Annotated in this window: 8 protein-coding genes; 1 reads left to right on the plus strand and 7 read right to left on the minus strand. The window is 68.2% G+C overall.

What is annotated here, in order from left to right; genetic code table 11:
• Positions 1 to 59: 59 nt before the first annotated feature.
• Complete coding sequence (locus J4H91_RS01885; RefSeq protein WP_208044537.1) at positions 60 to 1,571, minus strand: YibE/F family protein; 1,512 nt, start codon at positions 1,569 to 1,571, stop codon at positions 60 to 62.
• A 318-nt stretch (positions 1,572 to 1,889) separates the two neighbouring features.
• Between J4H91_RS01885 and J4H91_RS01890 the strand changes: the two genes are divergently transcribed.
• Positions 1,890 to 3,188 (plus strand): oligosaccharide MFS transporter, encoded by a 1,299-nt coding sequence (locus J4H91_RS01890; RefSeq protein WP_208044538.1) that lies wholly within the window; start codon positions 1,890 to 1,892, stop codon positions 3,186 to 3,188.
• Between the two features lie 124 nt (positions 3,189 to 3,312).
• Here the strand turns inward: J4H91_RS01890 and J4H91_RS01895 are convergent, their stop codons facing one another.
• The 6 genes from J4H91_RS01895 to J4H91_RS01920 form a co-directional block, all read right to left on the minus strand.
• A complete protein-coding gene (locus J4H91_RS01895; protein WP_424960816.1) occupies positions 3,313 to 3,954 on the minus strand; it encodes a spermidine/putrescine ABC transporter substrate-binding protein in 642 nt (213 codons plus the stop codon).
• On the minus strand, positions 3,951 to 4,433 hold the full coding sequence (locus J4H91_RS01900; protein ID WP_208044540.1) for a hypothetical protein: 483 nt from the start codon (positions 4,431 to 4,433) through the stop codon (positions 3,951 to 3,953). The genes J4H91_RS01895 and J4H91_RS01900 overlap by 4 nt, the downstream gene beginning before the upstream one ends.
• The gene (locus J4H91_RS01905; RefSeq protein ID WP_208044541.1) at positions 4,430 to 5,443 is read right to left on the minus strand and encodes an Asp23/Gls24 family envelope stress response protein; all 1,014 of its coding nucleotides are present in this window, start codon (positions 5,441 to 5,443) and stop codon (positions 4,430 to 4,432) included. Before J4H91_RS01905 ends, J4H91_RS01900 begins: the two co-directional genes overlap by 4 nt.
• A 167-nt stretch (positions 5,444 to 5,610) precedes the next feature.
• The gene (locus tag J4H91_RS01910; protein WP_208044542.1) at positions 5,611 to 9,504 is read right to left on the minus strand and encodes a DNA-directed RNA polymerase subunit beta'; all 3,894 of its coding nucleotides are present in this window, start codon (positions 9,502 to 9,504) and stop codon (positions 5,611 to 5,613) included.
• A gap of 81 nt (positions 9,505 to 9,585) precedes the next feature.
• On the minus strand, positions 9,586 to 13,083 hold the full coding sequence (gene rpoB / locus J4H91_RS01915; RefSeq protein ID WP_208044543.1) for a DNA-directed RNA polymerase subunit beta: 3,498 nt from the start codon (positions 13,081 to 13,083) through the stop codon (positions 9,586 to 9,588).
• Positions 13,084 to 13,341: 258 nt separating this feature from the next.
• Positions 13,342 to 14,385, minus strand: coding sequence for a LacI family DNA-binding transcriptional regulator (locus J4H91_RS01920; protein ID WP_208044544.1), 1,044 nt, complete (start codon positions 14,383 to 14,385; stop codon positions 13,342 to 13,344).
• Positions 14,386 to 14,583 lie beyond the last annotated feature (198 nt).

Below are 14,583 nucleotides of genomic sequence, written 5' to 3' on the forward strand. Positions count from 1 at the left end.
GCGGGCGCAGAGTTCGCCGGGCTCGTGTGGGTGCGGGATGACCGCGCACCACGACCAGTTTACTCGGGCGGGCTGCCGCCCGGCAGTGAGGCCTCGGCCGGCGGAACGAACAGCGCGGCAGCCCACGTGGTCACGGGGACGGCGAGGATGAGGCCGATGCTGCCGCACAGCGTGCGCACGATCTCGATGGCGATGTCCTCGCGGGTCAGCAGCGACAGCACCGGGCGATCGTAGAGGTAGAGCACGATGAGCACGCTCAGCGCGGCGCCGACGTAGGCGAAGAAGACCGTGTAGACGGTCGATGCGATGTGATCACGGCCGATGCGCATGGCCCGGGAGTAGATCTCGTGCCGGGACATGGCGGGCGCGGCTGCTCGCAGCTCCCAGACGGCGGAGGCCTGCGTGATCGTCACGTCGTTGAGCACGCCGAGCCCGGCGATGATGATCGCGCAGCTCAAGAGCCCCCGGAAGTCGATCTCGGAGGTCATCGCGGAGAGTAGGCTCGACGACTCGTCGCCGATGCCGCTCAGCCGGGTCGCCTTCACCGAGATCAGCGAGACGAGCGCCATGATGAGGATGCCGAACAGGGTGCCGACGAGGGCAGCCGTGGTACGCAGATTGGGACCGTGCACGAGGTAGAGGATCACGAACATGATCGCGCTCGAGCCCACGAGGGCGATGGGCAGCCCGGGGCCGCCGGAGACGAGCGCGGGCAGCACGAACGCGAGCAGCACCCCCGCGCTGATCACGAGGGCCACGAGTGCGAGCAGGCCGCGCAGTCTCCCCACCCAGATCACGACGGCGGCGAAGACGAGCGTCAGCAGCAGGAGCGGGAGGCCGCGCAGCACGCCCGACACCTCGTAGCCCCGCTCGAACTCGTAGCGCGCCGAGACACCGGACTCCCTCTCCGCCGCGCGTTCGGAGGCGCTTGCGGCCGCGCTGTCGGCGGCACCCCCGGCGGCGCCCGCGGCCCCGCCCACGGCGTCGCCGCCCGCGGAGGTCGACGGACCGACGCCCGGGTCGACCTTGGGATAGGCCATGAGCTCGACCTCGTCGCCCTCACGCAGCCCGGCCTCGACATAGGATCCGCGCACCTCGACCGACACGAGGCGCCCGGCATCGGGGCCGGTGCGCAGCCCCACGCTCAGCTCCAGACAGGCTGCCTGCGGGGGCCCCGCCTGCACAGGCCCGGACTGTTCGGGGTCCGTCGAGCCGGATCCCGCCTGGCCCGTTCCGGTCGCATCAGCCCCTGCCCGACCCGGATCTGTCGGGCCCGAGGCGCCGAGACCCGCAGCGGCGCCCCCGCATTCCTCGGAGATGCCGAGGATCTCGCCTCGTTCGAACGTAGCGCCGGGCGCCATGTAATCGGCGCGCTCGGCGAGCCCAGCGACCTTCGCGTAGTCGGGCTTCAGCAGGAAGAGCCCGAGCACGGTGAACGCGGCGACCGTCGCGAGCAGCCCGAGGGCGATCCAGGTGACGAGACGGGAGGTGACGACCCGCGATGGCTCCGCTGCTCCGGCGCCCGAGTGCGAGTGGGAATGCGCCCCCCACCGCCTGATAATGCCTCTCATTATGAGCAATACTCTAGCGAGCCCCTCACCGCCGATGCCACCCGCCCCCTCGCGCTTGGCCTGCGCTAGCCATCGGAACGGGTGCAGCGCCGAAGATCCTCGTTCCGCGATTCGGACCTCACCCTTCGCTCGGACGGCATCCCGCGATCCGTTCCGAATAACGGGTGAGATCCGAACGAACAGCCACCCGGAGCGAGGGATCCGCCGAATTCTCACGCCCGACTTCCCCTCGGCCTCCGAGCGTGTTAGTGTGCGCTGAAAGCATTCAGCAACGATGCTGAAATAATTCAGCACCCATAAAGACCAACGGAGGTCCGGATGGCCATCAGCGCGAGACTGTTCAAAAACGGCGCGTATCTGCAAAGCTCGACGACGCTCTTCATCTTCTTCGCCTCGTGGGGCATCTGGTGGTCGTTCTTCTCGACCTGGCTCGACAAGAGCCTCGGGCTCAACGGAGGCCAGATCGGCACGATCTACTCGGTGAACTCGCTCACGACGATCGCGGTGCTTCTGTTCTACGGCATGGCGCAGGACCGGCTCGTGCTCAAGCGCCACCTGGTGATCCTCGCCTCGGCGGTCATGGCCTGCCTCGCACCCTTCGCGATCTTCGTCTACGAGCCGATGCTCGTGAGCAACTTCCCGCTGGGCGTGCTGCTCGGCGCGATCTATCTGCCCTTCGGCTACACCGCCGCCGTGGGCCTGCTCGAGGCGTTCTCAGAGCGCCTGAGCCGCACCTACGGCTTCGCCTACGGTCAGGCCCGGGGTTGGGGCTCGCTCGGCTACGCCGTCGCCGCCCTCTTCACGGGGTTCATCTTCACCGTCAACCCGCACATCAACTTCTACCTCGGCTCCCTCTTCGGCGTCGTCTGCCTCCTCGTGCAGATCTTCTGGAAGACCGACAAGGTGCCGCTCGCGCCGGGCCACAGCGATCACCCGCACGCACCCTCCCTGCGCGAGATCTTCTCCGTGCTGAAGCTGAAGCACCTCTGGATCGTCATCGGCTTCGTGATCTTCAGCTGGACCTTCTACAACCTCTACGACAACCAGATGTTCCCGAACTTCTACAGGGAGCTGTTCGTGAACGAGGACACCGGCCTGCACACCTACGGCATCCTGAACTCCGGTCAGGTCTTCCTCGAGGGCTTCTGCATGATGCTCGTGCCCATCCTCATGCGCCGCGTCGGCGTGCGCAACATCCTGATGCTCGGCGTCTCGGTGATGTGCCTGCGCATCCTCGGCTCCGCCGTCTTCACCGACCCGGTGATCGTCTCGGTCATCAAGATGTTCCATGCCATCGAGGTGCCTCTGTTCGTGCTCGGCATCTTCCGGTATCTGACGCTGCACTTCCCGGCCGCGCTCTCGGCGACGCTGTACATGGTCGGCTTCGAGATCTCGGCGCAGCTCGGCAGTGCCCTCTTCTCGACCCCCTTCGGCTACATCCGCGACGCGCTCGGCTTCCAGCCGACCTTCCTCATCATCGCCGGCGTCGTCGCCTGCGCGGGCGTCTGGGCGTTCTTCGCACTGAAGAAGGACGACGAGGACGTGCAGGGCGACCCGTTCATCAGGGCGAGCCGCTCAGGCGTCACCGGCGTCATCAAAACGGTGCAGCAACCGTAGCCGTGGAGCGATACGGACCCCCTCCGAGCGGCGCGCTCGGAGGGGGTCCGTCGTTCTCCGGCTCTTCGTACCCGAGAGCGGGAGCGATCCGGGCCCGCCGGTTTCGAGCCCGTCGCGCGGCGCCCTACTGCGGAGGCTCCAGGTGGCGGCTCAGCTCGTCGAGCATCGCGCGGATCTGCGGTTCGACGAAGCGGGAGATCGCGGCCTGCACCCTCGCCTGATGCGACATCAGCGCGAAGCACAGCTCCTGCCCCACCCGGCTCGAGTAGGCGTCGACGAGCTCGATCTCGCGCCTGAGCCGCTGCTTCTCATCGGCGCTGAGCGGCGGACGCGGCAACGGCGGCTCCGGTCGGGTCTCCTCCGCGAGTCCGGCGAGCGTGAAGAGGAAGGGCTGACCGTCGTCCTCCGGCTCTGGATCGGGGTCGACGCCGTCGAACTCCGGGTCGAGCCCGGCGGCCGGATCGTAGCCGCCGGCCTGCCACATATCCTGATCGGCGAGCTCGGCGTGCAGGGTCGGAAGCTCGGCGGCAGTGTACTCCTCGACCTGCTTGTCGATGATGCGGTGCATCCGGGAGACGAGCGCGTGCGTCACCTGATGCGGCACGTCGCGGCCCAGGCCGGCGGCCGCGACGATCGGCGAACCCGTGCACTTGCCGCACAGCCGGGAACGCGTGCGCTGCGAGCTCGGCGACCAGCTCGGCACCCACCTCAGCCAGGCGTCCACGGCGACGCCGACCCGCTCGTCGATGGTCCCGACCACGATCACCCGTCCTCCTCGTCGCGCTCCCACGGCCACCTGGGCGGCGGGCGATCGGTGTAGACGCGGCGCGCGAGCACGGCCCAGAACAGCAGCGAGGCGAGCGCCCAGATCGGCGCGAGCACCGCGGCGAACGGGCTCGTCCACGTCTCCTCGACGCTCAGCCCCGCGAGCACTCCCCCGAGGCACCACAGCAGATATGCTCCCCCGGCGAGCGACACGACGATGCCCCACGCGGGCGCGCGGCGCCCGCGCAGCAGCACGATCGCCTGCCGCCAGACGCCCCAGGCCAGCACGCCGAGCAGCACCGCCAGGATGAGCGGTGCCGCCCACACGGGCACGCCGTCGCTCGACACCGGATCTCTCCCCAGCGCCAAGGAGAGCAAGCCCCACACGGCGACGACCAGCGCGACCGCGACGATGACGGCGGCGGCGGTCAGTGCGCCCGCGTACCCGCGGGTGACCGAGCGCCGAACGCCTTCGCTCATGGCTGCTTCGCCTGGACCTCGGCCAGAGCCTGCTCGTAGTCGGCGAGGGCCTCGGCGTTGCGCAGCTTCACCCGACGGCCGCGAGCGCCGATCCACGCGCCGAACCACACGGTCGCCTCGCGCGCCACGAGGGTCGCCAGCACGACGGGGATCGTCAGGCCGTACTCGCGCACGAGCGCGACCGGATCCCAGCTCACGCGCTCGCCGAGCACGAAGTGGTCGTGCAGGGCGCTGCCGAGCACGGCGGAGGCCCAGACTGCCGCCGCCACCAGGAATCCGCCGAGCACATAGGCCCACCAGCCGGCGCGACCGACGATCACGACGAGCAGGATCAGCGCGATCAGGAAGCCCGCGACCGCGGCGGCGAAGCCGATCGAGGTGACGAGCGGCAACAGCCCCTCGCTCAGGAAGGTGGAGGGCGGATAGCTCGGGCTGATCCAGAGCGCGAGCGCCCCGGCGTAGACGAGCGCGAAGCCGATCGCGGCCAGCAGCGCGATCAGCGAGCCGGCCGCCCGGTTGCCGCGGATATCGGGCGGCGTCGGCGACTGCGTGTAGAGTGCGGCCATCGGGTGATCCTCGCTGATGCGGATCTCGCCGTCGCGCACGGGGGTGTCGTCGATGCTCGGCTTCGGTTCGAGCACCGGGTCGGCCGCGGCGCTCGGCATCACCTCGGTCTCGGCGATGCGCGATGTCTTGGACTTCGGGGGCGCCTCGAGGTCGAGCTGCGTGTCGACCTCCGAGACCTCGCGCCGATGCGCCAGCTCATCGTCGGCGTCGCCGTCCGATGCGGCGTCGGAGGAATCGCTCACGACGATCTCCTCCTTCTTCTCGACGACGATCTCGCGCACCGCGGACTCCCCGCCGTCGACGCCCGTGCCCTTCGCCCGCTCCACGGCGGCCAGCACGTCGGTGCGGCTCGCCTCGGTCTCCTCGACGGGAGCTCCCGGATTCGTCGACGTCTCCGGAGCCTCTGCCGCTCTCGATGCTGGGGTCTCGCGGTCATCGCTCATCGCTGCACCTCTCGTCGTGGGCGCATCCGGATCCCTGTCCGAACGCATATTCTGGCCGCCACACTACAAGCAGCCGCCGATATCGCGGCGATCCCGCGCGGGTCGGCGCGAAAAACGCGACGGGGCGCCCGCACCGAAGTGCGAGCGCCCCGTCGATCGGACCCGGGTTACGAGTAGTTGCCCGGGTTGAACTCGTCAGCGGTGAAGCTGTCGAAATCCACGAACGAGAGATCGTTCTCGTCGAAGGTGCCCTCGGTCGAGAAGAGGCGGTTCGGGTAGCGCTCCGCCTTGGCCTCCTCGGTCGCCTCGACCTCGACATCGCGGTAGACGCTCAGGCCGGTGCCTGCCGGGATGAGCTTACCGATGATGACGTTCTCCTTGAGGCCGATGAGCGGATCCTTCGACCCCTCCATCGCGGCCTGCGTGAGCACGCGGGTCGTCTCCTGGAACGACGCGGCCGAAAGCCACGACTCGGTCGCGAGCGAGGCCTTGGTGATGCCCATGACCTCGGGGCGGGCGGTCGCGGCGCGCTTGCCCTCGAGCAGCGCCTCGCGGTTGATCCGCTGGTAGCGCGCGCGGTCGACGAGCTCGCCCGGGAGCAGCTCGGTCTCGCCGTGATCGACCACCGTCACCTTGCGCAGCATCTGGCGCACGATGACCTCGATGTGCTTGTCGTGGATCGGCACGCCCTGCGAGCGGTAGACGCCCTGCACGCCCTCGACGAGGTACTTCTGCACCGCGCGCTCGCCCGGGATGTGCTTGCCGTTCTCGGTCGAGCCGACCTGCAGGATGTCCTTCGGGTCGAGCGTTCCGGCGAGGAACGGCTGGCCGAGCTCCACGTGGTCGCCGTCCTCGACGAGGAGGGTCGCGCGCTTCAGCACGGGGTACTGCTTCTCCTCGCTGCCGTCGTCGGGCGTGAGGAGGATGCGGCGGCTCTTCTCGGTGTCCTCGATCGTGATGCGGCCTGCGGCCTCGGCGATCGGGGACGCGCCCTTCGGGGTGCGGGCCTCGAAGAGCTCCTGCACGCGGGGCAGACCCTGCGTGATGTCATCGGCCGAGGCCGAACCTCCCGTGTGGAAGGTACGCATGGTCAGCTGCGTACCGGGCTCGCCGATCGACTGGGCCGCGATGATGCCCACGGCCTCGCCGATGTCGACGCGCTGACCGGTCGCGAGCGAACGGCCGTAGCAGGTCGCGCAGACGCCGACCGCCGACTCGCAGGTGAGCACCGAGCGCACCTTGATCTCGGTGACGCCGGCCTCGACGAGGCGGTCGATCAGCACGTCGCCCACGTCCTCGCCGCCGGTCGCCACGACGGTGCCGTCGGCTGCCGTGGCGTCGGTGGCCAGCGTGCGGGCGTAGACCGAGTTCTCGACGTTGTCGTCGCGCACGAGCACGCCGTTCGCGTCCTCCGCGGCGATCGCCAGGTCGAGTCCGCGCTTCGTGCCGCAGTCCTCCTCGCGGATGATGACATCCTGCGAGACGTCCACCAGACGACGGGTCAGGTAGCCCGAATCGGCGGTGCGGAGCGCGGTATCGGCGAGGCCCTTACGGGCACCGTGGGTCGCGATGAAGTACTCCGCAACCGACAGGCCCTCTCGGTACGAGTTGATGATCGGACGCGGGATGATCTCGCCCTTCGGGTTCGAGACGAGGCCGCGCATGCCGGCGATGTTGCGGATCTGCAGCCAGTTACCGCGCGCACCCGACGACACCATGCGGAAGATGGTGTTGTCCTCGGGGAACGCGTCGCGCATGGCCGCTGCCACCTCGTCGGTCGCCTCGGTCCAGATCTCGGTGAGCGCCTTGTGGCGATCGACGTCGCTGATCATGCCGCGGTCGTAGTCGCGCTGCACCTTGGCCGCGCGCTTCTCGTGCTCCGCGATGATCTCGCCCTTGTTGGACGGGGTCACGATGTCGGAGAGCGCGACGGTCACACCCGAGCGCGAGGCCCAGTAGAAGCCCGCGTCCTTGATGCGGTCGAGCGTCGCGGCGACCTCCACCTTCGGGTAGCGCTCGGCTAGGTCGTTGACGAGACCGGAGAGGCTGCCCTTGTCGGCGACCCGCTCGAAGTACGGGTAGTCGGCGGGCAGCGCCTCGTTGAAGATCGCCCGGCCGAGCGAGGTCTCCACGATGACCGGCTTCTCCGACGTGACGCCCGACGCATCGGTGTAGCCGATGAGACGGATCTTCGCCTTCGCGTTGAGGTCGAGGGATCCCTCGTCCATCGCGAGAATCGCCTCGGCGATCGAGCCGAACGCGCGACCGGTGCCGACCGCGTCCTGCTTGATCGTCGTGAGGTGGTGCAGGCCGATGATCATGTCCTGCGAGGGCAGGGTCACCGGACGGCCGTCCGACGGCTTCAGGATGTTGTTCGACGCGAGCATGAGCACGCGGGCCTCGGCCTGGGCCTCGACCGACAGCGGCAGGTGCACGGCCATCTGGTCGCCGTCGAAGTCGGCGTTGAAGGCGGTGCAGACGAGCGGGTGCAGCTGGATGGCCTTGCCCTCGACGAGCTGGGGCTCGAACGCCTGGATGCCGAGGCGGTGCAGGGTCGGTGCGCGGTTCAGCAGCACGGGGCGCTCGCGGATGATCTCCTCGAGCACGTCCCACACCTCGGAGCGCGCGCGCTCGACCATGCGCTTCGCGGCCTTCACGTTCTGCGCGTGCGACAGATCCATGAGGCGCTTGATCACGAACGGCTTGAACAGCTCGAGCGCCATCTGCTTCGGCAGGCCGCACTGGTGCAGCTTGAGCTGCGGGCCGACCACGATGACCGAACGGCCCGAGTAGTCGACGCGCTTGCCGAGCAGGTTCTGACGGAAGCGGCCCTGCTTGCCCTTGAGCATGTCGCTGAGCGACTTCAGAGCGCGGTTGCCGGTGCCCGTGACGGGGCGGCCACGGCGGCCGTTGTCGAAAAGCGCGTCGACGGCCTCCTGCAGCATGCGCTTCTCGTTGTTCACGATGATCTCGGGGGCGCCGAGATCGAGCAGGCGGCGCAGACGGTTGTTGCGGTTGATCACACGACGGTAGAGGTCGTTGAGATCGGAGGTCGCGAAGCGGCCGCCGTCGAGCTGCACCATGGGGCGGAGCTCCGGCGGGATCACCGGAACGACGTCGAGCACCATCGCAGCCGGGCTCGCGCCCGTCTGCAGGAAGGAGTTCACGACCTTCAGGCGCTTGATGGCGCGGATCTTCTTCTGACCCTTGCCCTCGGCGATCTGCAGGTGCAGCGCGTCGCTCTCGGCCGCGAGGTCGAAGCTCTCGAGACGCTTCTTGATGGCCTCGGCACCCATGTAGGCGTCGAAGTAGTCGCCGTAGCGGTCCATGAGGTCCGCGAAGACCGCGTCCTCGGGCTTGAGGTCGCCGACCTTGAGGTTGCGGAAGTCCTCCCACACGCGCTCGAGGCGAGCGATGTCGTCCTCGAAGCCCTTGCGGATGGCCGCCATCTCCTTCTCGGCGGACTGCTCGGCGCGACGGCGCTGATCGGCCTTGGCGCCCTCGGCCTCGAGCGCGGCGAGATCCTGCTCGGCCTGCTGCTGACGCTGCGCGATCGCGATGTCGCGCTGGTCGGCGAGCGCCTTCAGCTCGAGGCGCAGCTCGGCCTCCAGCTCGGCGAGGTCCTCGTGACGGCCCTCCTCATCGATGTCGATGATCATGTAGGCCGCGAAGTAGATGACCTTCTCCAGGTCCTTCGGCGCCATGTCGAGCAGGTAGCCGAGGCGGCTGGGCACTCCCTTGAAGTACCAGATGTGCGTGACGGGCGCGGCGAGCTCGATGTGGCCCATGCGCTCGCGTCGCACGCTCGACTTCGTCACCTCGACGCCGCAGCGCTCGCAGACGATGCCCTTGTAACGGACGCGCTTGTACTTGCCGCACGCGCACTCCCAGTCGCGGCTCGGACCGAAGATCTGCTCGCCGAACAGGCCGTCCTTCTCCGGCTTCAGCGTGCGGTAGTTGATGGTCTCCGGCTTCTTGACCTCGCCGAACGACCAGCTGCGGATATCGTCGGCGGTGGCCAGACGGATCTGCAGCTCGTTGAAACTCGTACCCTCGAGCAAAATGTTCTCCTTGAGAATCTGAAAATCTGTGGTGCGGGATCGGCCCGCGCCCCGCTATCGCGCGGGGCGCGGCCGATCTACTCAGATCTCGTCGACGGACGAGGTCTCGAAGCGGCTGGACAGGTTGATGCCGAGCTCCTCCGCGGTGCGGTGGGCCTCGTCGTCGTTGTCGCGCAGGTTGACGGCCTGGCCGTCTGCGCCGAGCACCTCGACGTTCAGGCAGAGCGACTGCATCTCCTTCATGAGCACGCGGAACGACTCGGGAACGCCCGGCTCGGGGATGTTCTCGCCGCGGACGATCGCCTCGTACACCTTGACGCGTCCGAGGATGTCGTCGGACTTCACCGTGAGCAGCTCCTGCAGCGCGTATGCGGCGCCGTAGGCCTCGAGCGCCCACACCTCCATCTCACCGAAGCGCTGGCCGCCGAACTGGGCCTTACCGCCGAGCGGCTGCTGCGTGATCATCGAGTAGGGGCCCGTCGAGCGCGCGTGGATCTTGTCGTCCACGAGGTGGTGCAGCTTCAGGATGTACATGTAGCCGACCGAGATCGGGAACGGGTACGGCTCGCCGGAGCGCCCGTCGAACAGGCGGGTCTTGCCGCTCGAGTCGATGAGACGCTCGCCGTCGCGGTTCGGGAGGGTCGAGTCGAGCAGACCCGCGATCTCCTCCTCCGAGGCGCCGTCGAACACCGGGGTCGCGACCTTCGTGCCGGGGGCTGCGGAGAGTGCCTCGGGCTTGAGCTTCGCGGCCCACTCCGGGTTGCCGTCGACCTTCCAGCCCTGCTGCGCGATCCAGCCGAGGTGGATCTCGAGCACCTGACCGAAGTTCATGCGACCAGGGATGCCGAGCGGGTTGAGGATCACGTCGACGGGGGTGCCGTCGGCGAGGAACGGCATGTCCTCGACGGGCAGGATCTTCGAGATGACGCCCTTGTTGCCGTGGCGACCCGCGAGCTTGTCGCCCTCGGTGATCTTGCGCTTCTGGGCGATGTAGACGACCACGCGCTGGTTGACGCCCGAGCCCAGCTCGTCGTCGTTGTCGTTCTCGGCGTCGAAGACCTTGACGGCCGTGACCGTGCCCGAGACGCCGTGCGGCACCTTGAGCGACGTATCGCGCACCTCGCGGCTCTTCTCGTTGAAGATCGCGCGGAGCAGGCGCTCCTCGGCCGAGAGCTCGGTCTCGCCCTTCGGGGTCACCTTGCCGACGAGGATGTCGCCCTGCTTGACCTCGGCGCCGATGCGGATGATGCCGCGCTCGTCGAGATCCTTCAGCGCCTCCATGCTGGCGTTGGGGAGATCGCGGGTGATCTCCTCCTTGCCGAGCTTGGTGTCGCGGGCATCGATGTCGTACTCCTCGATGTGGATCGAGGAGAGCGTGTCGTCCTTCACCAGGTTCTGGCTGAGGATGATCGCGTCCTCGAAGTTGTGACCCTCCCACGACATGAACGCGACGAGCAGGTTCTTGCCGAGCGCGAGCTCGCCGTTCTCGGTCGCGGGGCCGTCGGCGATGACCTCGCCGGCCTCGATGCGCTCGCCGGCCTTCACGATGACGCGGTGGTTGTAGTTCGTGCCCTGGTTGGAGCGGTCGAACTTGCGCATGAAGTAGCTCTTCGTGCCGCCCTCGTCGTGCTGGATCGTGACGAAGTCGGCCGAGACCTCGGCGACCACACCGGCCTTCTCGTTGATGACCACGTCACCGGCGTCGATGGCCGCGTAGCCCTCCATGCCGGTGCCGACGACCGGCGACTCGCTGCGAACGAGCGGCACGGCCTGGCGCTGCATGTTGGCGCCCATGAGCGCGCGGTTCGCGTCGTCGTGCTCGAGGAACGGGATGAGCGAGGTCGCGACCGACACCATCTGGCGCGGCGACACGTCCATGTACTGCACCTCGTTGGCGTCGGCGAGCACGACCTCGGAGCCGCGGGGGCGCGCGAGCACCTGCTTCTCGGCGAAGTGGCCGTCCTTGGTGAGGGGGGCGCCGGCCTGCGCGATGAGGTATTCGTCCTCCTCGTGCGCGGTCAGGTAGTCGACCTGATCGGTGACCTTGCCGTCGACGATGCGGCGGTAGGGGGTCTCGATGAAGCCGAAGGCGTTGATGCGCGCGAAGGTCGCGAGCGCGCCGATCAGGCCGATGTTCGGGCCTTCAGGGGTCTCGATCGGGCACATGCGGCCGTAGTGCGAGGGGTGCACGTCGCGCACCTCGACGCCCGCGCGGTCGCGGGAGAGGCCGCCGGGGCCGAGCGCCGAGAGGCGGCGCTTGTTGGTCAGGCCCGCGAGCGGGTTGTTCTGATCCATGAACTGCGACAGCTGCGAGGTGCCGAAGAACTCCTTGATCGCCGCGAGCACGGGGCGCGTGTTGATCAGGGTGTTCGGGGTGATCGCCTCGATGTCCTGCGTGGTCATGCGCTCGCGCACGACGCGCTCCATGCGGCTGAGGCCGGTGCGCACCTGGTTCTGGATGAGCTCGCCGACCGCGCGGATGCGGCGGTTGCCGAAGTGATCGATGTCGTCGGTGTCGAGGCGGACCTCGATCTCCTTGCCGTCGCGAACGCCGGGGAGGGTTTCGGTGCCCGCGTGGAGGCCGACGAGGTACTTGATCGTCGCGACGATGTCTTCCAGCGACAGCACCGAGTCGGTGATGGGCGCGTCGAGGCCGAGCTTGCGGTTGATCTTGTAGCGGCCGACCTTGGCGAGGTCGTAGCGCTTCGGGTTGAAGTAGCTGTTGTCGAGGAGCGAGCGCGCAGCCTCGATGGCGACCTGCTCGCCCGGACGCTGCTTGCGGTAGATGTCCTTGAGCGCCTCCTCCTGCGTGAGGATGCCGTCCTTCTCGAGGGTGAGCGCGATCGACTCGTAGCCGGCGAACTCCTCGAGGATCTCCTCGCTCGTCATGCCGAGCGCCTTGAGGAACACGGTGACGGACTGCTTGCGCTTGCGGTCGATGCGCACACCGACCTGGTCGCGCTTGTCGACCTCGAACTCGAGCCAGGCGCCGCGGCTGGGGATCACGCGGGCGGTGAAGACGTCCTTGTCGGAGGTCTTCTCCTGGGTGCGCTCGAAGTAGACGCCGGGGCTGCGCACGAGCTGAGAGACGATGACGCGCTCGGTGCCGTTGATGATGAAGGTGCCCTTGTCGGTCATGATGGGGAAGTCGCCCATGTAGACCGTCTGGCTCTTGAGCACCTGCGTCTCGGTGTTGTAGAACGCGGCTTCGACGTACAGCGGGGCGGCGTAGGTCTTGCCGCGCTCCTTGCACTCCTCGATCGTGAACTTCTGCTCGTCGAGGATCGGGTTCTCGAACGACAGCTGCATCGTGGCGGCGTTGTCCTCGATCGGCGAGATCTCGTCGAAGATCTCCTCGAGGCCGCTCTTCAGGGCGATGTCGTCGCGACCCTCGGCCTGGGCCTGCTTGACGCGCTCCTTCCAGGCGTCGTTGCCGACGAGCCAGTCGAAGCTCTCCAACTGCAGTGCCAGCAGGTTGGGCACCGACAGCGTGTCGGAAATCTTGGCGAAGGAGAGTCGCGAGTGGTCGCGACCGTTCTTCGGTTGGGTGGTTGACGATGCGTTGCGCGCAGCAGCCAAGGAAACTACCTCCGTGGGCCCCGTCGGGCCGGTTGACCTGGTCTTGCGAGAATTGCATCGGATCACGCGAGCGAGGCTCATATGCGCTTTCGCGCCAGCTCCCGGGGCCTACCGCTATATGAAGGCATACTGGTGTCCGTAGTGCAACTATCAACTGTAACACCATCGTTATCTGCTGTCCACTATCAGATGGTCGCCCGCGACTCTCCCAGCGCATTCCAAGATTGAGGGATCCTTACCGCCGATCGGGCGAGGCGATCAGCCGTGTCGAGATCGAGGCCCCTCGATCCTCCGCACCGAGTCGCGCACGACGAGCGGCATCGGCAGCAGCAGGCGGCCGGCCTCCCGGTCTCCGAGCAGCATCTCGACGCCGCGGCGCGCCATCTCCTCGTAGGGCAGTCGCGCGGTCGTCAGCCCCGGACGAAGGTAGGCGGCCAGCTCCTCGTCGTCGAACGAGATCACCGAGACGTCGTCGGCGACGCGCAGCCCGCGCTCCGCCATCGCCTGGTACACGCCGAAGGCCATGTTGTCGTTGCCCGCCACGAGGGCGGTGAGCTCGGGGTGCTCGTCGAGCAGGCGGTGGGCGCACTCGTAGCCGATCTCGGGCGACCACTCCGAGGTCTCCGTGAGCACGGGGCGCACCCCGGCCCGCGCGAGCGCTTCGAACAGGCCGGCGAAGCGGTCGCCGATGGTCGCGGAGCGGCGCGGGTCGCCGATCACGTCGGGCAACTCGCCGACGACGCCGATGCGGCGGTGTCCGCGCTCGATCAGGTGCTCGGCCACGGCCATGCCCGCGGCCCGTTCGTCGGGGAGCACGTGCGGATGCCCGCCCGGTGTGACGCCGTTCACCACCACGAGCGGGGTGCTCCCCTGCTGCTCGGGGATCTCGATCAGCCTGGCCGACATGAGGCCGATGAGCAGGCCGTCCACGCGCCGGTCGGTGAGCTCCTGGAGGGCGTCCGCGAGGTCGTCTCCCCCACCCGTCTCGGTGATGAGCACGGTGTGCCCGTGCGCCTTCGCCGCATCGAGCACCCCGCGGATCATGCCGGATGCGTATCTCGTGATCGTGACCTGGTCGGAGACGAAGCCGATCGTGCGGGTCTTGCCCGAGCGCAGACTCTGCGCCGCGGGGTTGGGCCGGTAGCCGAGCTCGTCGGCCGCCGCGCGCACGCGCTCAGCCGCCTCCGCCGAGAGCCGTGTGTCGCGGCGGTCGTTGAGGATCATGCTGACGGCGGACTTCGACATGCCCGCGCGTCGGGCGACGTCGGCCAGCGTCGGGCGGCGTGCGGTGCCTCCGGCCATGTTCCTCCCAGCGTCGTGTCCGCTTCAACGCTATCCGGTCTCGGCCGCACCCGCAGCGGGATCGGCGGCGCAGCACCCCGGTGCGCGTTGACGGCGCGTCGGGCGACGTGTTACTTTGCGTGTGCTGAATGCTTTCAGCGCGTCGCGGATCCCTCGCCCATGCGGAGAACCGAACGATGTCAGCGCCGCTCCCACCCC

The organism is Leucobacter ruminantium (genome assembly GCF_017565705.1).
GTDB lineage: Bacteria > Actinomycetota > Actinomycetes > Actinomycetales > Microbacteriaceae > Leucobacter > Leucobacter ruminantium.

Bases quoted from the DNA above. Each gene is read 5' to 3' on its own strand.
- J4H91_RS01905 (WP_208044541.1), bottom strand. From the start codon at position 5,443: ATGAGCGATGACCGCGAGACCCCAGCATCGAGAGCGGCAGAGGCTCCG.
- J4H91_RS01885 (WP_208044537.1), bottom strand. From the start codon at position 1,571: ATGAGAGGCATTATCAGGCGGTGGGGGGCGCATTCCCACTCGCACTCG.
- J4H91_RS01920 (WP_208044544.1), bottom strand. From the start codon at position 14,385: ATGGCCGGAGGCACCGCACGCCGCCCGACGCTGGCCGACGTCGCCCGA.
- J4H91_RS01900 (WP_208044540.1), bottom strand. From the start codon at position 4,433: ATGAGCGAAGGCGTTCGGCGCTCGGTCACCCGCGGGTACGCGGGCGCA.
- J4H91_RS01890 (WP_208044538.1), top strand. From the start codon at position 1,890: ATGGCCATCAGCGCGAGACTGTTCAAAAACGGCGCGTATCTGCAAAGC.